The sequence below is a fragment of the Bradyrhizobium betae genome, from assembly GCF_050632175.1.
Lineage (GTDB): Bacteria > Pseudomonadota > Alphaproteobacteria > Rhizobiales > Xanthobacteraceae > Bradyrhizobium > Bradyrhizobium betae_B.
The window spans coordinates 580,294-597,858 of record NZ_CP192576.1 but is presented as its reverse complement, the minus strand read 5'-3'; the positions used below and the strand labels follow the sequence as shown (position 1 = coordinate 597,858).

14 protein-coding genes and 3 pseudogenes are annotated in these 17,565 nt (G+C 65.2%); 13 read left to right on the top strand and 4 right to left on the bottom strand.

The genetic code is table 11. The annotated features are described in order from the left end of the window. Positions 1-73 precede the first annotated feature (73 nt). The 6 genes and pseudogenes from ACQ86E_RS03095 (at position 74) to ACQ86E_RS03070 (ending at position 7,670) form a co-directional block, all read left to right on the top strand. A complete protein-coding gene (locus ACQ86E_RS03095; protein ID WP_431204134.1) occupies positions 74-1,078 on the top strand; it encodes a Gfo/Idh/MocA family oxidoreductase in 1,005 nt (334 codons plus the stop codon). 45 nt (positions 1,079-1,123) lie between these two features. Then, positions 1,124-2,276, top strand: a pseudogene (locus ACQ86E_RS03090) (DegT/DnrJ/EryC1/StrS family aminotransferase). A 219-nt stretch (positions 2,277-2,495) separates the two neighbouring features. Next, a pseudogene (gene murJ, locus ACQ86E_RS03085) lies at positions 2,496-4,023 on the top strand (murein biosynthesis integral membrane protein MurJ). A 262-nt stretch (positions 4,024-4,285) separates the two neighbouring features. Further along, positions 4,286-4,561 (top strand): DUF1127 domain-containing protein, encoded by a 276-nt coding sequence (locus ACQ86E_RS03080; protein ID WP_431204133.1) that lies wholly within the window; start codon positions 4,286-4,288, stop codon positions 4,559-4,561. Between the two features lie 223 nt (positions 4,562-4,784). Next, the gene (locus ACQ86E_RS03075) at positions 4,785-7,094 is read left to right on the top strand and encodes a xanthine dehydrogenase family protein molybdopterin-binding subunit (RefSeq protein ID WP_431204132.1); all 2,310 of its coding nucleotides are present in this window, start codon (positions 4,785-4,787) and stop codon (positions 7,092-7,094) included. A gap of 129 nt (positions 7,095-7,223) precedes the next feature. Continuing rightward, positions 7,224-7,670 (top strand): c-type cytochrome, encoded by a 447-nt coding sequence (locus tag ACQ86E_RS03070; protein ID WP_431204131.1) that lies wholly within the window; start codon positions 7,224-7,226, stop codon positions 7,668-7,670. Positions 7,671-7,756: 86 nt separating this feature from the next. On the opposite strand, the gene ACQ86E_RS03065 is transcribed toward ACQ86E_RS03070, so the two are convergent. Continuing rightward, complete coding sequence (locus ACQ86E_RS03065) at positions 7,757-8,173, bottom strand: CHRD domain-containing protein (RefSeq protein ID WP_431204130.1); 417 nt, start codon at positions 8,171-8,173, stop codon at positions 7,757-7,759. Between the two features lie 154 nt (positions 8,174-8,327). Here ACQ86E_RS03065 and ACQ86E_RS03060 point away from each other — a divergent pair, with 154 nt between their 5' ends. The 3 genes from ACQ86E_RS03060 (at position 8,328) to ACQ86E_RS03050 (ending at position 11,028) form a co-directional block, all read left to right on the top strand. Next, the gene (locus ACQ86E_RS03060) at positions 8,328-9,257 is read left to right on the top strand and encodes a c-type cytochrome (protein ID WP_431204129.1); all 930 of its coding nucleotides are present in this window, start codon (positions 8,328-8,330) and stop codon (positions 9,255-9,257) included. A gap of 182 nt (positions 9,258-9,439) precedes the next feature. Continuing rightward, positions 9,440-10,480, top strand: coding sequence for a nucleotidyltransferase family protein (locus ACQ86E_RS03055; protein WP_431204128.1), 1,041 nt, complete (start codon positions 9,440-9,442; stop codon positions 10,478-10,480). Beyond that, the gene (locus ACQ86E_RS03050) at positions 10,402-11,028 is read left to right on the top strand and encodes a hypothetical protein (RefSeq protein WP_431204127.1); all 627 of its coding nucleotides are present in this window, start codon (positions 10,402-10,404) and stop codon (positions 11,026-11,028) included. The genes ACQ86E_RS03055 and ACQ86E_RS03050 overlap by 79 nt, the downstream gene beginning before the upstream one ends. Here the strand turns inward: ACQ86E_RS03050 and ACQ86E_RS03045 are convergent. From ACQ86E_RS03045 to ACQ86E_RS03035, 3 genes are all read right to left on the bottom strand, one after another. Further along, complete coding sequence (locus tag ACQ86E_RS03045; RefSeq protein ID WP_431204126.1) at positions 11,003-11,683, bottom strand: glycosyltransferase family 2 protein; 681 nt, start codon at positions 11,681-11,683, stop codon at positions 11,003-11,005. The genes ACQ86E_RS03050 and ACQ86E_RS03045 overlap by 26 nt on opposite strands. Positions 11,684-12,740: 1,057 nt before the next feature. Further along, on the bottom strand, positions 12,741-13,112 hold the full coding sequence (locus ACQ86E_RS03040; RefSeq protein ID WP_431204125.1) for a PqqD family peptide modification chaperone: 372 nt from the start codon (positions 13,110-13,112) through the stop codon (positions 12,741-12,743). Positions 13,113-13,203: 91 nt separating this feature from the next. After that, positions 13,204-13,449, bottom strand: a complete 246-nt coding sequence (locus tag ACQ86E_RS03035; protein ID WP_045008738.1) for an Lrp/AsnC ligand binding domain-containing protein — start codon at positions 13,447-13,449, stop codon at positions 13,204-13,206. A gap of 141 nt (positions 13,450-13,590) precedes the next feature. On the opposite strand from ACQ86E_RS03035, the gene thiD reads away from it, so the two are divergent. The 4 genes and pseudogenes from thiD to ACQ86E_RS03015 all read left to right on the top strand — a co-directional run bounded on the left by thiD (position 13,591) and on the right by ACQ86E_RS03015 (position 17,541). After that, complete coding sequence (gene thiD / locus ACQ86E_RS03030) at positions 13,591-14,391, top strand: bifunctional hydroxymethylpyrimidine kinase/phosphomethylpyrimidine kinase (protein ID WP_431204124.1); 801 nt, start codon at positions 13,591-13,593, stop codon at positions 14,389-14,391. A gap of 233 nt (positions 14,392-14,624) precedes the next feature. Further along, positions 14,625-15,437, top strand: coding sequence for a UDP-2,3-diacylglucosamine diphosphatase (locus ACQ86E_RS03025; RefSeq protein WP_431204123.1), 813 nt, complete (start codon positions 14,625-14,627; stop codon positions 15,435-15,437). 13 nt (positions 15,438-15,450) lie between these two features. After that, positions 15,451-16,494 (top strand): glycosyltransferase family 4 protein, encoded by a 1,044-nt coding sequence (locus ACQ86E_RS03020; RefSeq protein WP_431204122.1) that lies wholly within the window; start codon positions 15,451-15,453, stop codon positions 16,492-16,494. Positions 16,495-16,556: 62 nt separating this feature from the next. Further along, a pseudogene (locus tag ACQ86E_RS03015) lies at positions 16,557-17,541 on the top strand (threonine/serine dehydratase). Positions 17,542-17,565: the final 24 nt, after the last annotated feature.

Sequence of the window (17,565 nt, the reverse complement as noted above, 5' to 3'; positions counted from 1 at the left end):
CGGCGTTCGCCACAAATGTGGCGCCCGTGCTAGAAGCGGCCCGGGGATTTGCGTTGAATCGGGGTTTGCTCAGATGAGTTCCAAAGTGTCTGCACCGGCAAAGGCCGGCTTGCGCGTCGGCGTCATTGGCGCGGGCGTGATGGGCAGCAACCACGCGCGCGTGCTCGCGGGTCTTCCGGGCGTCAACCTCGTTGGCGTGGTCGATCCCTCGCCGGCGCACCTGACGCGCACCACCGAGCTTGCCAACTGCCAGGGCTTCGAGACGCTCGACCAGCTCCTCGCCGCCGGGGTCGATGCCGTCACCATTGCCGCGCCGACCCATCTGCATCACGAGGTCGCGCTCGCCTGCATCGCCAGGAACATCCACGTGCTGGTCGAGAAGCCGATCGCCTCCACGGTCGCGGAAGGCCGCGAGATCGTCACCGCTGCGCAAAAGGCCGGCGTGACGCTGATGGTCGGCCATGTCGAGCGCTTCAATCCGGCCGTCGCCGCAGTCAAGCAGGCGATCGCGGGCGAGGACATCCTGTCGATCGCGATCACGCGCGTCGGCCCGTTCCCGCCGCGCATGTCCAATGTCGGCGTCGTCATCGACCTTGCCGTGCACGACATCGATCTGATCCGCTGGTTCACCGAATCCGACATCGTCGAGGTGCAGCCGCAATTGTCGAGTGCGATCGCCGAACGCGAGGACATCGCGCTGCTGCAGTTCCGCACCGCCAACGGCGTGCTCGCCCATATCAACACCAACTGGCTGACGCCGTTCAAGGCGCGCAGCGTCACGGTCGCGACCCGCGGCAAATACGTGATGGGCGATCTGCTGACGCGCCAGGTCACCGAGTGCTTCGGCTTCAAGCCGGACGGCAGCTATTCGATGCGGCATCTGCCGGTCGGCCATGACGAGCCGCTGCGTGCCGAGTTGATCGCGTTCCTCAGGGCCGTACGCCATGGCGAGATTCCGGCGGTGACCGGCGACGAGGGCGTCGCCAGCCTCGAGATCGCCACGCAGTGCCTGGAAACGCCCTCACGTCCCGCCGCCACTTCGTCCGCCCTCAAGGGCCCGCGCCGCGTTGCCGGCTGATCCCTTGCCATGTCGACCAATCAAGAAGGCGCCAAGAACCAGACCATGAACCAGCATCTGCGTTCCGAACCGATTCCCTTCATCGACGTGGCCTCGCAGCGCCGCCGGCTCGGCGCCTCGCTCGATGCCGCCGTCAAGCGCGTGCTCGACCATTGCCAGTTCGTCAACGGCCCTGAAGTCGCCGCGGCTCGAGAAGCAGCTCGCGGCCTATTGCGGCGCCAAGCACGTCATCGCCTGCGCCAGCGGCACGGATGCGCTTCTGATGGTGCTGATGGCCAAGAATGTCGGCCCCGGCGATGCCGTGCTGTGTCCGTCCTTCACCTTCATCGCGACCGCCTCGCCGGCGGCCCGGACCGGAGCGACGCCCGTCTACGTCGACGTCGACGAAGCCACCTTCAACATGAGCCCGGAGTCGCTGAAGCGCGGCATCGCGACCGCCCGGAAGGCCGGCTTGCGGCCTGTCGCGGTCATCCCCGTGGACCTGTTCGGACAGCCGGCCGATCACGATGCCATCGCCGAGATTGCCAGGGCCGAGGGCCTGTTCGTGCTCGACGACGCCGCGCAGGGTTTTGGCGCCAGCTACAAGGGCCGCAAGCTCGGCACCTTCGGGCTCGCCACCACGACCAGCTTCTTCCCCGCAAAGCCGCTCGGCTGCTTCGGCGACGGCGGCGCGATCTTCACCGACGACGACGAGCTCGCAGCTACGCTGCGCAGCATCCGCGTGCATGGGCAGGGCGTCGACAAATACGACAACGTCCGTCTCGGCCTGACCGGCCGGCTCGACACCATGCAGGCCGCGATCCTGCTCGAGAAGCTGACGATTTTCGACGACGAGATCGCCGCCCGCAACAAGGTCGCGGAGCGCTATGCGCGGGGGCTGTCGAATGTGGTCGCCGTGCCGCGCCTCAGCCCCGGCAACACTTCGGTGTGGGCGCAATATACCATTCGCCTGCCCAAAGGGACCGACCGCGACGGCTTCGCCGCCGCGCTGAAGGCCCAGGGCGTGCCGACTGCGATCTATTACGGCAAGTCGATGCATCAGCAGACCGCCTACAAGCAATATCCGGTCGCCGACGGCGGCCTGCCTGCTTGCGAGAGCCTGTCGCAGGACGTCATCAGCCTGCCGATGCACGCCTATTTGACCGAAGCTGATCAGGAGCGAATCATCGCCGCCGTGCGCGGCGCGCTCGCGGGCTGATTTTTTACCCTCTCCCCTTGCGGGAGAGGGTGGCTCGCCGCAAAGCGGCGAGACGGGTGAGGGGTATCTCTCCACGGATTCCGTGCGGAGAGATACCCCTCACCCGATTGAGTTTGCGTCTACCTGCGGTGCTGCCCTCTCCCGCAAGGGGAGAGGGCGCAGCAATGCGCATCGCAAGATGCAATCGACCTCTGATCGATTCATCTCTAAAACATCCGCATGCTCGGACGCATCTTCACGGTTGGTGGTTACACGCTGCTCTCGCGGCTGACGGGATCTCGCCCGCGACATCATGCTCGCGGCAATCCTCGGCGCCGGCCCGGTGGCCGACGCCTTTTTCGTGGCGCTGCGGCTGCCCAATCATTTCCGCGCGATCTTCGCCGAAGGCGCCTTCAACGCCGCCTGGGTGCCGGCCTATGCGCATGTCCATGGCGAGAAGGGCGAGGGGGCGGCAAAACTGTTCGCCGACCGCATCTTCACGCTGCTGCTGGCCTCGCAGGTGGTCCTGCTGATCGTCGCCTGGCTGTTCATGCCACAGGCGATGAGCTTGCTTGCGCCCGGCTTCAGTGAGGATGCCGAGCAGCGCAAGCTCGCGATCGAGCTGACGCGGATCACCTTTCCCTATCTGCTGCTGATCACCCTGGTGACGCTGTACGGCGGCATGCTCAACGTGATGCAGCGCTTTGCCAGCGCAGCCGCCGCCTCGATCTTCCTCAACGTCGCGATGATGATGACGCTGGCGCTCGCCGCCTGGTTTCCGACCGCGGGCCACGCCGCGGCCTGGGGCGTTCTCATTTCCGGCTTCCTGCAATATTTCCTGCTGGCGGGTGATCTTGCCCGCCATGGCGGCCTGCCGCGCTTTGCGCCGCTCAGGCTCGACGAAGACATCCGCGGCTTCTTCAAAGCGCTGGGACCTGCCACGCTGGGCTCGATGGGCACACAGGTCGCGCTGTTCGCCGATACCATCATCGCGACCTTCCTGCCCGCGGGCGCGCTGTCGGCGCTCTACTATGCCGACCGCCTCAACCAACTGCCGATCGGTGTCATCGGCATCGCTATCGGCACGGTGCTGCTGCCGGAGATGTCGCGGCGGATCACGGCCAACGACCATGACGGCGCGATGAAGGCGCAGCGCCGCGCCTTCGATTTCACCCTGCTGTTCTCGATCCCGTTCGTTGCGGCGTTCCTGACCGTACCCGACGAGATCATGCGCGCGCTGTTCGCCCGCGGCGCATTCTCCAAGGCCGACGCGGCTGCCGCAGGCGCGACGCTTGCGGCCTATGCCATCGGCCTGATCCCCTTCGTGTTGATCCGCAGCGCGGTCGCGACCTTCTATGCCCGCAAGGACACCGCAACACCGGTCCGGGCGTCGCTGACCGGCATCGCCGTCAACGTCGCGCTGAAGGTCGTCCTGATGGGATCGCTCGCCCAGATCGGCCTTGCGCTGGCAACCGCCGTCGGTGTCTGGACCAACCTGCTGCTAGTGCTGTTCTTCGCCGTGCGGCGCGGCTTTCTGGTGCTGGACCGTGCGTGGACGATGTCGCTGGCCAAATTCCATGTGACTGGTGTCATCCTCGCCGCCGCCTTCTGGCTGATCGCGCGGTTCGGCGGGTCTTGGCTGGGCGCGATGCACTTCCGGGATGAATTGATGTTGGCTCTCTTGGCCGTCGGGGGCACGATCGTCTATGCGCTCGTGATCCTCATCCTGTTCGGCCGTCGTTGGCTGGTCTCATTGGTGCGAAACTAGGGCGAGGCGGCAGCTCGCCTCCAGGCTGCAACCAACCTTCGCACATCCCTTGATTTTGCGCGATTGCCGTGCTATGAGCTGCGCATGATCAAATGCTCGCGCAAACTCAACCGCAACCACATGACCCGCTTCGGCTGGGCCGTGGAAGGAGTCGTGCGCTAGCAATTCGACGACGACATCTTTTCCACCAGGCCCCGCCGGCATCGGACGGGGCCTTTTGTTTGGCCACGCTTCCCTGCCGGCACACCAGCAGGAGCATGCGATGCTACCTCAATTGACGAACATTTCATCTGAAATCGAGCGCGAAGGTGCGAGGCTTCGCCTCGACCTCTCCATCGTCTTGAGCCCGCTCAAGCGATATTGGCGTGCGTTTCAGGAGCGGCGGCAGAGCCCACGCGTCGACTTGCGGGACCTGAACGACAGGGATTTGATGGATATCGGCCTGACGCGTGGCGAGATCGACTACATCACGCCTGAACACGCGGTCCGCGCCATCAGAGATCGCGCCGCGGATCTTTGGAGCCGTGGGGGGATGTAATTGAGCCTGGCGGGGTGTTTCGTCGCGGCCGGATCTTCGAGACGCCCGCCTTTGGCGGGCTGCTCAGGATGAGGTCTTGTTTGCGGCGCAATTCTGTATCCACAAGAGAAGGGACGCGGCGCGTTCCCCGGCCTGCGACCCATGTGCATGGCTAAACCCGTTTGCCTTGCTACTTTTTCCACGGCAATATGCCGGCAAAACAACCATAGGACGGGACAATAACATGGCAGCTCCCATCAAGTTCGGCGTTGGCCAAAGCGTGCTGCGCAAGGAGGATGACGCGCTCATCCGCGGCAAGGGCCGCTATACCGACGATTACGCGCCGCAGGCTGCGCTGCGCGCCCTGATGCTGCGCTCGCCGCATGCCCATGCCAAATTCACCATCGATGCGAGCCGCGCCCGCGGGCTTCCCGGCGTCGCGCTGATCCTGACCGCCGCCGAGGTCGCTGATCTCGGCGATCTGCCCTGCCTGTTCAATCTCGAAACCGAGCCGTTCAAGGGAACGCCCTATCCGATTCTCGCCAAGGACGAGGTGCGCCATGTCGGCGATTCCGTCGCGTTCGTCGTCGCCGAGACCATCGACCAGGCCCGCGACGCGATCGAGGCGATCGAGGTCAAGTGGACGCCGCTGCCTTCAGTGACCGGCCTCGTCAACGCGATCAAGAAGGGCGCGCCGCAGGTCTGGCCGGACAAGCCGGGCAATGTGCTGTTCGACGTCTCGATCGGCGACAAGAAGGCGACCGAAGCCGCCTTCGCCAAGGCGCATACGGTTGCCGAAATCGCCATCGTCAATCCGCGCGTGGTCGCGAGCTTCATGGAGGCGCGCGCGGCCGTCGCCGAGTACGATTCCAAGAACGATCATTTGACCCTGACGATCGGCAGCCAGGGCAGCCATCGCCTGCGCGACATCCTGTGCCAGAACGTTCTCAAGCTCCCGACCGACAAGATGCGGGTGATCTGCCCCGATGTCGGCGGCGGTTTCGGCACTAAGCTGTTTCCCTATCGCGAATACGCTTTGCTCGCGGTCGCGGCAAAGCAACTGAAGAAGTCGGTGAAATGGGCGGCCGACCGCACCGAGCATTTCATGGGCGACGCGCAGGGCCGCGACAACGTCACCACCGCGAAGATGGCGCTGACCGAGGACGGCAAGTTCCTCGCGATGGATTGCGACCTGATGGGCGACATGGGCGCTTACCTCTCGACCTTCGGACCCTACATCCCGCATGGCGGCGCCGGCATGCTGCCGGGCCTGTACGACATCCAGGCCTTCCACTGCCGGGTGCGGACCGTCTTCACCAACAGCGTGCCGGTCGATGCCTATCGCGGTGCGGGCCGCCCAGAGGCGGCCTATGTGATCGAGCGGCTTGTCGACGCATGCGCGCGCAAACTCGACATGACGCCGGACGCCATCCGCCGCAAGAATTTCATTCCGCCGAAGGCGCTGCCGTACAAGACCGCGACCGGCAAGGTCTACGATTCCGGCGACTTCGCCGCGCACCTCAAGCGCGCGATGGATATCGCCGAGTGGAAGGAGTTTCCCAAGCGCGCCAAGGCGGCCAAGAAGCACGGCCTGATCCGCGGCATCGGTCTTGCGAGCTATGTCGAGGTCTGCGGCACCATGGGCGAGGAGACCGCCAATGTGCGGATGGATCCGAACGGCGATATCACCGTCCTGATCGGCACGCAGTCGAGCGGGCAGGGGCATCAGACCGCCTATGCGCAGATCGTCGCGGAGCAGTTCGGTGTTGCGCCCGAGCGCGTGCACGTCCATCAGGGCGATACCGCCGAGATCGCCACGGGCCTCGGCACCGGCGGCTCGGCCTCGATTCCCTCCGGCGGCGTCAGTGTCGAGCGCGCGACGCGCGAGCTTGGACAAAAGCTGAAAGAGATCGCGGCGCAGGCGCTGGAAGCCAGCGCCGGCGACCTCGAGATCACCGACGGCATCGTGCGCATCGCCGGCACCGACCGTTCGATCTCGTTCGCCGATCTCGCCAAGCGTCCCGGCGCGGACCCGTCGAAGCTGAACGCGAGCGCGACCTTTGCCAGCGCCGACGGCACCTATCCCAACGGCACCCACGTCGCGGAGGTCGAGATCGATCCGGCCACCGGTATCATCAAGATCGTCAACTACGTGATCGTCGACGATTTCGGCAAGACGCTCAATCCGCTGCTGCTGGCGGGGCAGGTGCATGGCGGCGCCATGCAGGGCATCGGCCAGGCCTTGATGGAGCAGGTGGTCTATGGCGCAGGCGACGGCCAGCTCATCACCGCGACCTACATGGACTACGCGCTGCCGCGCGCGGCGGATGGTCCGGACTTCGTGTTCGAGACCAACAACATCCCCTGCACGACCAACCCGATGGGCGTGAAGGGGGCGGGCGAAGCCGGTGCGATCGGCTCCTGTCCGGCCATCGTCAATGCCATTGTCGACGGCCTCTGGCGCGAATACAAGATCGACCACATCGACATGCCGGCAACGCCCGAGCGGGTCTGGATCGCCATCAACGAGCACCATCGCCGTCACAGCCTGTGAGCGCAAGCTCGACCTGATAGCCCCAAGTGCGACGATTTTTCGTCGCGCTTGGGATGGAATGAAATCTGCCGAACGGTGTTGGCCCAATGTGGGGTCAGCACGATCCTGTCAAGGAAAAGGATTCTGCGAATGAAGCGAGTTTTGGTTGTTGCGGGCGCGATGCTGCTTGGCATGGGAGCGGTCTGGGCGCAGCAGGACTCCGTCAAGGAAGTCCAGACCCTGATGAAGGGCAACGGCAAGAACGCCGGCGCAGTGTCGGCGATGGTCAAGGGCGAGAAGCCCTACGACCAGGCAACAGTGGACAGCGCGCTGGCGCAGTTCGAGGATACCGCCAAGAAGCTGCCGAACCTGTTTCCGGCCAGCGCCAAGGGTGTGAAGCTCGACGGCGATTACAGCACCTCGACGAAGGTCTGGGAGGACAAGGCCGGCTTCGACGCCAAGATCGCCAGCTTCGCCAAGGTCGTCAGCGAGGCCAAGGGCAAGATCAAGGACCTGGATCTGCTCAAGGCGAACTTCCCCGCGATCGGCAAGGAATGCGGCGGCTGCCACGAGACCTTCCGCGTGAAGAACGGCTGACGGAAAGTTCTTAAACCCGTATGGAGCGGAATCGAAAAAGGGCGGTTGCGAAAGCAGCCGCCCTTTCTGTTGCGCTGTATGCGCAGTTACTTCGTCACCTGGCCGCGGATCTCGCCGCCCGGATTGGCCGCGGTGTGGATGTTGACATAGAGCTTTCCGGCGAGGAGATCGGCGGCCTGCGCGTCGGTCAGCGTCGCCGAGCCTTCGACCGGGCTGGACGTCGCATTCGGGATTGCGACCGCGACGCCGGCGTTCTTGCCGGCCTCGGCGGGGCCATGGAAATGGGCGGCGGTGGCGGGGCCAGACAGGCCCGAATAGTTCAGCTTCCAGGACAGCTTCTTGCTGGCGGCGTCATAGTCGAGATCGGCGGTTCCGGTGCCGTTGCTGGTGGTCGCGGGCACCTCGGACTTGCCGTCGAGCGTTGCTTTCAGCTTTTCGGCGCTGGCGGCCCCTGCGAAAGCAATGCTGCCGAGTGCTACCACGGCGATGAAGGTCTTGTTCATGACGTTCTCCCTGCTGAAGCCGGTGGGGTTGGCAAACTTCCAACAGCCCGTTTTTCAGTTTATTCCCATTTCGGGGCCGGACGGGCTAAATTCTTCGTGGCTGGAGCCACGCGGGCATCGCTCGTAAGTTCGTCCTAACGCGTGGATGACCCAAATGTTGCAACGAACAATCCTTGTGGCGCTGCTCGCCGCAGTCGCCGCAGCAGGCGTCTATTGGTGGCTCAGCGCGCCGCTGGTGGTGGCCGCCCGCTCCCTACCTGCCCACCAGCCGAACCTTGCCAACGGCGAGGCAATGTTCAACGCTGGTGGTTGCGCCTCCTGCCACGCCGTTCCTGATCAACCCGACCGCACACGGCTCGGTGGTGGGGTCGCGATCAAGTCGCCGTTCGGAACGTTCTACGCCCCGAACATCTCCTCCGATCCGACTGACGGCATCGGCAAATGGACCGACGCCGAGTTCGTCAGCGCGGTGATGCACGGCGTCTCGCCGGACGGACAGCATTACTTTCCGGCCTTTCCCTACACCTCCTATCAGCACGCCAGGCGCGAGGACGTTCTCGATCTCTTCGCCTATCTGAAAACGTTGCCGGCCGTTGCAGGCAAAGTGCGTGACCACGATGTAAGCTTTCCGTTCAACATCCGTCGCAATATAGGCATCTGGAAATTCCTGTTCATGGACGGCAAGCCGTTCGTCGCCGACGGCAGCAAGTCGCCGCAATGGAATCGCGGCGCCTATCTCGTGAACGGTTTTGGCCATTGCGCCGAATGCCATAGCCCGCGCAACGCGCTGGGCGGCATCATCTCCAATCAGCGTTTTGCCGGCGGCCCGAATCCCGAAGGCGAGGGTTGGGTGCCCAACATCACGCAGAAGCGCCTGGGCGAATGGAGCGCGAAGGATATTGCCTATTTCCTGAAGACAGGCGAATTACCCGATGGCGACAGCGTCGGCGGCGCGATGACGCGCGTGATCAAGAACACGTCGCAATTGCCGGACCAGGATCTCGCCGCGATGGCGGATTACCTCAAGTCGCTGCCGCCGGTCGACGGTCCCACGCCGCCCAAACGCAAGGCGGGTGGCGGCTGAGGCATGCCCTTTCCAATTGACACGCGGCGGGGGCGACCTCATCGTCGGCGCTGCCAGTTTGGAAGTGGAAGTGCGTTACGATGGAGTGTCGGGTTTTCGCGCGGTTACGGTCGATCGTTTTGGCGCCTGATTTTGCGGGGCTGAACCAACCGAGCTCCTGTCACCTCAACCGTTCGGTTGAGATGACATCGAAGCTGCCCGACGCGCTGAAGCCGCGCTTTCTGATGCTGTTCCGGGCTGCGCTCGGGCAGGGCCAGACCGCAATCGACGCCTATCAGGCCTGGCGCGCGTCAGAGCCGCTCGATGCGGCCGACGAGGTCGTCTACCGGACCATGCCGCTGCTGGTTGCCACCGCCGACAAGGCCGGAATTACGGACGCCGACACCAGGCGGATGCGCGGCGTCGTCAAGCATGTCTGGCTGTCGAACGCGACGCGGGTCCGCGACGTCGTTGCGGCCGGTGCTGCGCTGAAGCAAGCCGGCATCACCTCGTTGCTGATCAAGGGCGGCGCCTTGTTCGCGCGCGACGAGAGCTACATGGCCAAGCGCATGACCGGAGACTACGATCTCCTGGTCCGGCGCACCGAGGCGAAACGTGCTATCGAGGTGCTGCGGCACGCCTCGTTCCGCAGCCACGGCATGAAGGTCGAACTGTTCTCGGAGTCCGATTTCGACCGTGACATCCACGCGGTTGCGATGTCCCGGGCAGCTCTCAGCCGGGCCATCGACCTGCATTGGCGTGCGCTGTTCTGGCTCGATGACGAGAGCTTTACCGAGGAGCTGTTCGACACCGCCGAGACGGCGACGCTGCTGACGCACGAGGTGCTGATCCCCGGGCTCGCCGAGCATCTGGCGATCGCGGCGATGCGGCCGGAGCCGGCCGATCAGAGCGAGATGGTCTCCCGGGCGCTCGAGGTCGTGCATGTTCTGGAGAGCGCCGGCGGCAAGGTCGATTGGGACCGTTTCCGTTCGATCGTGACGCGCTACAATGGCAGCCTGTTCGCGGCGCAATTGCTCGACGTCGTCGCGCGCGAGATGCCGGAGCTCGTGCCGGATGTTCTGGTCGATGAGTTGTGGCGCTACAGCCCGCCCGGGAAATCCATCGAGATCGCCATTCGCGTGGTCCCGTGGGTGCAGCGCTCGCAATGGCAGCACTTCTGGGTCGCCTTTTCGCGGCCCTGCGCGCGCAGTTCAAGGGCCCGTTTCATGGCGGGGATTGGCTGAGGCTGCCGGGCGCTGCGACCGCCGCGTTCGATGCCAGCGCCGTGCATTTTCCCCTGTTTCGGGACGCGATCCTGAAGCGGGTCTGGCAGCAGGCGGCGCGCGCGTCATATCCGCTGCGAGGCAAGGACGTCTGGTTCGGGCAGGGATTCTCGATTCCGGAGGACGAGGGACGCTGGACCGATCAGCAATTCGCGGTCATCGACGTGCCGGTCGACGGACAGTCGCAGACGCTCGCCGACGTCGAGCTCGCGGTGATCCCGTTCCTGCCGCCGGGCACGGAGCGCTTTCGCTTCGCCGCCTGTGCCGGCACCGGCGGGGTGCTGCAGATCACCGCCGGGCGCAAGGATCCCATGCCGTTCAGGGTCGCGCTGAAGGCGAGGATCATCGGCCAGGACAAGCGGAAAATCGTCGTCGCGCTGCGGATGCTGGACATGCGTCGCCCGATGGACATCGGCCATTCGATCGACCACCGCCTGCTCGGATTGTTCGTGAAATCGGTGTCGGTCAACGGCTTGCCGGTATTTACTCCGGCGGCCGCTGCGCCTTGATGGCCTTGCGCAGCGCCATCAGCGTCTGGAGGTTTTGAGCGTCCGTATGGAGGCGGCCGCCATTGCCGGGGTGCAGCCGGCGGCGGACGACGATGTCGTCGACATGCGCGGTTTTGAGCCCGCTCTGCTTGGCGCGGCCGAGCCAGGCGATGAAGAAGGTCGCGGGCAGCGTCTCGTCAAAGGCGCCGATGCGGTCGAGGGCGGTGCGCCGGATCAGCATGCATTGCTTCAGCTCGCCCGGCATGATCTCGACGGCCGGAGTGAGGCGCGCGCGCTGCTGCTCCGGCACGTCGGGACTGACGAATTGCTGCACCTTGCCGAAGACGGCGTCGAGCGCGCCGTCGCGTTCGAGCCGCGCCAATTGGAGCTCCTGCTTGCGCGTCGTCCAGAGATCGTCCGCATCGCAGAAGCCGATCAGTTCGCCGCGCGCCAGTGCGAGGCCCTTGTTGACGGCGACGGCCTGGCCGCTGTTTCCTTGCGTGAGCGCGACGATGCGGCCGCCGAAGCGCTCGAGAACGCTGCGCGTGCCGTCGGTGGATCCATCGTCGATGACGATGACCTCGTCGGGCGGGACCGTCTGGCCGAGCACGCTCTCGATCGCCTCGGCGATGTAGCCTTGCGCGTTGTAGGCTGCGATGACGACGGAGACGCGCATGCGGCCTCAGAGCTGGTCGAGCTGGCGGGCGAACGCCGGGGAATCTCCATCGGCGCGGTACCGGTGTCGGCGAAGAACACCGGCGCAAGGCCAGCGATCTTCGCGACCTTGTCGGCAATTTCGTTCGGCCATCCCGGCAGTTCATAGGCCGTGGTCGGCAGCAGCGCACGAAACGCATCCGAGGGCCTGGCCGGGGTGAATTCGGGCGTCGCTGCGCCGCGCCGGCAGGGGATGAAGGTCGCGCGCAATTGGCCGCCGCCGATGCGGTCGCCGAGATCGGCGAGGCTGAGCTCATGGCGCGGCTCGCCGTTGAAGTCGGAGACCGCCGTGGTCTTGCCGATGAAATCTTGAAACGTATCGATCAGGGCAGGGCGCAGCCGCGCCGAGCAGAACAGCGGCTCGATTTGTCCGGTTGCGCTGTTGACCGCAACGAAGTCGTCGCCCGCGTAAAGCCAGCCGGCCTTGGCGCAGGCCAGCGCCGCGGTGGTCTTGCCGCTGTGGCCTTCGCCGGCGAGAAGCGCGAATCCTGCGTCGCCGCCCACGGCCGCGGCATGGACCGCGCACCATGGCGTCTCGTGCATCATGGCATGGATCAGCGAGATCGCGGGACGGCTGCGGATCCAGGGCGGCGCCTCGCCCTTCGGCAGCCAGGCGATGCCGCGCCTTGCTGCAAGGTCGACCGCGTACAGCACGGGAATGACGGCGGGCTGCCACACCGAATAGATGCCGTCCTCGATCAGAAGGCGCGGCTTCTCGGCGGCGTCCGGCACCAGCGCGGAGAGATCGTGATGATCTGCGGCGATGAAGCGCAGCTCGAGATCGATATGGCCCGGCGTGCCCTGAATATAGGCCGGCAGGAACATGCCGGCCAATTCCCGTGATGCAAATCCGAGGCTCAAGCCGAACGGGCCGCAGCGCGCATGCGCCTCGATCGGCTCCGATTCCCTGGCGAAGATCTTCGCGATCTCCTGCCGGATGAAGCCGCTCGCTTTCATCTAGTTTTCTTGGGTCTCGCGCAGCGGCCAGCCTTGCTCGCCGGCATCGTGGACGGGATCCATCAGCAACAGCTCCCGCAGATTGTCGAAGCGCTGGAATTCCGGGGCGACGAATGCGCCCGCCAGCACCGGCGACCAGGTCTCCATGGAGGTCTCGCCGCGCGCCTCGGGGGGCCCTCGGCGATGAGGCCTTCCGCCAGCATGCTGTCGACGAAGGCCTGCACCTGTTGTGTGATGGTGGGCACCTCGCCGCCGGCCGCGGCGGCGATGGCGCCGGCAATTTCCTCAACCGTTCGGTTGACCTTCAGGCCGAGCCAGATTTGCGCGGCGCTGCCCTCGAGGTTGTAATAGACGCCGTTCTGATAGTTGGCGAGCACTACTTCACTATCAAATTGCTGGCTGATCAGCAGCGGCACCGACGTGGTGAGAGCCATGACTTGCTCGTTACTCGGTTCATTTGTGACGGCTGGACGCTAGCACAGGCGAGCGGCGGCGCAACCGGCGGCTCGCGCCAATTCCGGGCCGTCAGCTGGCGCCAAAAGCCTTGAAGGTGATGATGGTGAGCGTGTCCTGGATGCCCGGCAGCACCTGCACCTTCTCGTTGATGAAGTGGCCGATGTCGGTGTCGTTGTCGACGTAGAACTTCACCAGCAGGTCGTAATGGCCGGCCGTGGAGTAGATTTCGGAGGCGATCTCGGCTTCGGCGAGCGCATTGGCGACCGTATAGGACTGGCCGAGCTTGCATTTGATCTGGACGAAGAAAGGAACCATTGCAGTCACTCCGAAGGCGTATCAGGCCGCTAATAGGCCAAAACCGGCCGGATTTAGCAAGCGAACTTGCCAGCCGCCTTGTCGCCCCTGGGCCGGCGCGCTAGGACGGATCATGGCCCCGAAGATCCGGAAAATCCCCTCATGACGACGCCCGTGGCGCTCACCATCGCCGGCTCCGATTCGAGCGGCGGCGCCGGCATCCAGGCCGACCTGAAGACCTTTGCCGCGCTCGGCGTCTATGGCGCCTCCGCCATCACGGCGCTGACGGCGCAGAATACGCGGGGCGTGACCGGCATTCACGCCGTGCCGGCGGAGTTCGTCACCGCGCAGATCGACGCGGTGTTCTCCGATCTCGAGGTCGGCGCGGTGAAGATCGGCATGGTGGCGCAGGCCACCAGCATCGACGCGATCGCGGCCGCGCTGACGCGCTGGACGCCCCGCCACATCGTGCTCGATCCCGTGATGGTCGCAACCTCCGGCGACCGCCTGCTGGCGCCCGAGGCCGTGGAGGCGCTACGCACGAAGCTGATGCCGCTGGCCTCGGTGATCACGCCCAATTTGCCGGAAGCGGCCGCCCTGCTCGACGAACCGATCGCGGCCAGCGAGGCCGAAATCGAGAGCCAGGGGCGCCGCCTGCTCGCGCTCGGCTGCCGTGCGGTGCTGATCAAGGGCGGGCACGGCGAGGGCGCCGAGAGCATCGACTATCTCGTCGATGCGGAGAAAACGATCGCGCTTGCCGCGCCGCGCATCGTAACCCGAAACACCCATGGCACGGGGTGTTCACTGTCCTCGGCCGTCGCCGCGGGGCTTGCCAAAGGCGAGGATATCGAGCACGCCGTGCGGGGCGCCAAGGCCTGGATCAGCGCGGCGATTGCGGCCGCCGATCGTTTCAGCGTCGGTCACGGCCACGGGCCGGTCCATCATTTCCACAAGTTTTACTGACTTTCGATTTCTACTGACGCCCGCTTCGCGCGGTGCTGCGGGTACCGCCGTTAACCAACAAGGCCGTGGCTCCCGGGCTCTTGCGGACAATCATTGCCGCTTCATGTCGCCTGATTGTCGCATGCGACTGATATTCGCAGGACGGGCGAGGCGAGGTTTGATTCGTATTCGAGGGTGCCTCAGAGGTTCAATGGTCATCCCCCTGTCACGGGATATTGTTACAGGCATGTCGCATGGGAAGTTACGATATGAGTGACGAGAGCCCTGAAAGGCGCTTTCGCACCTTGTTCATCTCCGACGTTCATCTCGGAGCCCGCGGTTCTCAGGCCGACCTTCTGCTGGACTTCCTGCGCTACCACGACGCCGATACGATCTATCTCGTTGGCGATATCGTCGATGGCTGGGCGTTGAAATCGAGCTGGCACTGGCCGCAGTCCCATAACGACCTCGTCCAGAAGCTGCTGCGCAAGGCGCGCAAGGGCGCCAAGATCGTCTACATACCCGGCAATCACGACGAATTCCTGCGCAATTATTACGGCACGCATTTCGGCGGCATCGACGTCGTCGAGAACACCGTCCACACCGGCCCGGACGGCAAGCGCTACCTCGTCATTCACGGCGACATCTTCGACCTCGTGGTGCAGAACGCGCGCTGGCTCGCCCATCTCGGCGACAAGGCCTACGACTTCGCGATCCAGATGAATCGCTTCGTCAATTTCTTCCGGCGCATGTTCAAGGTGCCCTATTGGTCGCTGTCGCAATGGGCCAAGCAGAAGGTCAAGAACGCCGTCAACTATATCGGCGCGTTCGAGCAGGCGCTCGCGGCCGAAGCGCGCCGCCATGACGCAGACGGAGTGATCTGCGGCCACATCCACTACGCCGTCATCCGCGACGAGGCCGGCATCCGCTACATGAATTGCGGCGACTGGGTCGAGAGCTGCACCGCGCTGGTCGAGCACGACGACGGCCGTTTCGAGATCATCACCTGGGCGGATCACGCGCAAAAGCCTGCGGCCGTTCCGCAGGTGGCAGCCAGAGCTGCATGACAGAGGCCGCCTGATGCGCATCCTGGTCGCGACCGACGCCTGGCACCCGCAAGTCAACGGTGTGGTTCGGACGCTGACCAAGCTTGCTGATGCGGCCGAGACTCTCGGTGTCGAATTCACGTTCCTGACGCCGCAATCGTTCCGCACCTTCGCGATGCCGAGCTATCGCGACGTGCGGCTCGCGATGCCGCGGCCGGCCAGGATCGTAGAGCTGATCGAGGAAGCGCGCCCCGACAGCATCCATATCGCGACCGAAGGGCCGATCGGGCTGATGGTCCGCCGCTACTGCCGCCAGCGCAAGCTGCCGTTCACGACCAGCTTCCATACGCGTTTTCCCGAATATATCCGCGCCCGGGTGCCGGTTCCGGAATCCCTGATCTGGCGCGCGCTGCGCCGATTCCATGCGCCCAGCCGCGCTGTGATGGCGGCCACGCCGGCGCTCGCCCGCGAGCTTGGCGAGCGCGGCTTTGCCAACGTCGTGCTGTGGCCGCGCGGCGTCGACACTCGTTTGTTCCATCCTCGCGCCATCGATCTCTGCTTGCCGGCGCCGGTGTTCCTCTCGGTCGGCCGCGTCGCGGTGGAGAAGAATCTCGAGGCGTTCCTCGATCTCGACCTGCCCGGCACCAAGGTGGTCGTCGGCGACGGCCCGGCGCGCGTCGCGCTGGAGGAAGCCTATCCGGACGCGATCTTCCTCGGGCAAAAGCATGGCGAGGAGCTGGCGGACATCTATGCTGCGGCGGACGTGTTCGTGTTCCCGAGCAAGACCGACACTTTCGGCCTGGTTCTGCTGGAAGCGCTCGCGAGCGGCCTGCCGGTGGCTGCCTTCCCGGTGAAGGGCCCCCGCGACGTGATCGGCGATGCGCCGGTCGGGGCGCTGGATCACGATCTGCGCAACGCCTGCTTCGCCGCGCTCGACATCTCCCGCCAGGACTGCGTGGAGTTCGCCGCCGACTACACCTGGGAGGCCTCGGCGAGGGCCTTTGTCGACAGCATCAAGGCGGTCGGCGCGGTGCTGCCCGGCCGAAACGGCGCGGAACAGCCACGCTTCGTCGCCTGAGGGACCAATTCCTCTCGCGGAGGTGTCTTCCCAGCCGTCATTGGTCGAGATACAAATTGCTGATGACAGAACAGCCCCTTCCGGTCAGCTCTGCTGACATCGATGCCGCAGCGCGCGTGATTGCGCCTTTTGCCATCCGCACCCCGCTGCTGTCCTTTCCCGTGCTCAACGAGCGCGTCGGCGCCAAGGTCTTCCTGAAGCCGGAGATGCTCCAGCGCACCGGCTCCTTCAAGTTCCGCGGCGCCTTCAACAAGGTCGCCTCGATCCCGCAGGACAAGCGCGCCGGCGGTGTCGTCGCGTTCTCCTCCGGCAACCACGCCCAGGGTGTGGCGGCGGCGGCGAAGATCCTCGACATGCAGGCTACCATCGTGATGCCGGCGGACGCGCCGCTGTCCAAGCGCGAGCGGACCAAGTCCTATGGCGCCGAGGTCGTGCTGTACGACCGCTATAACGACGATCGCGAGGCGATCTCGCGCGGCATCGCCGAGAAGCGCGGCGCGACGCTGGTCAGGCCTTATGACGATCCCTTCGTGATCGCGGGGCAGGGCACCGCCGGCCGCGAGATCGCGGAGGACATGGCGGCGCTCGGCCTCAGCCCCGACATCGTAGTGGCGCCGGCCTCCGGCGGCGGCCTGATCGCAGGCGTCGCAACCGCGGTGAAGGCGCGCTATCCGCTCGCCGAGATCGTGGTGGCCGAGCCCGAGGCGTTCGACGATCACGGACTGTCGCTGACCGCAGGGCATCGCGAGCCGCATGCGCCCGCGGGCCGCACCATCTGCGATGCGCTGATGGCCCTGATCCCCGGGGAGATGACATTTGCGATCAACAGCAAGCTGCTTGCGCGCGGCGTGACCGCCTCCGACAAGGAAGTCGGCGCGGCGGTGGCGTTCGCCTATCGCGAGTTGAAGCTCGTGGTCGAGCCCGGCGGCGCGGTGGGCCTTGCCGCGCTGCTTGCGGGACGTCCTCGACGTCGCCGGCAAGAACGTCGTCATCGTGCTGTCCGGCGGCAATGTCGATGCGGATCTGTTTTCCGAGCTGGTGGCTTAAGTTTCGAATTTTGACATGGAGAAG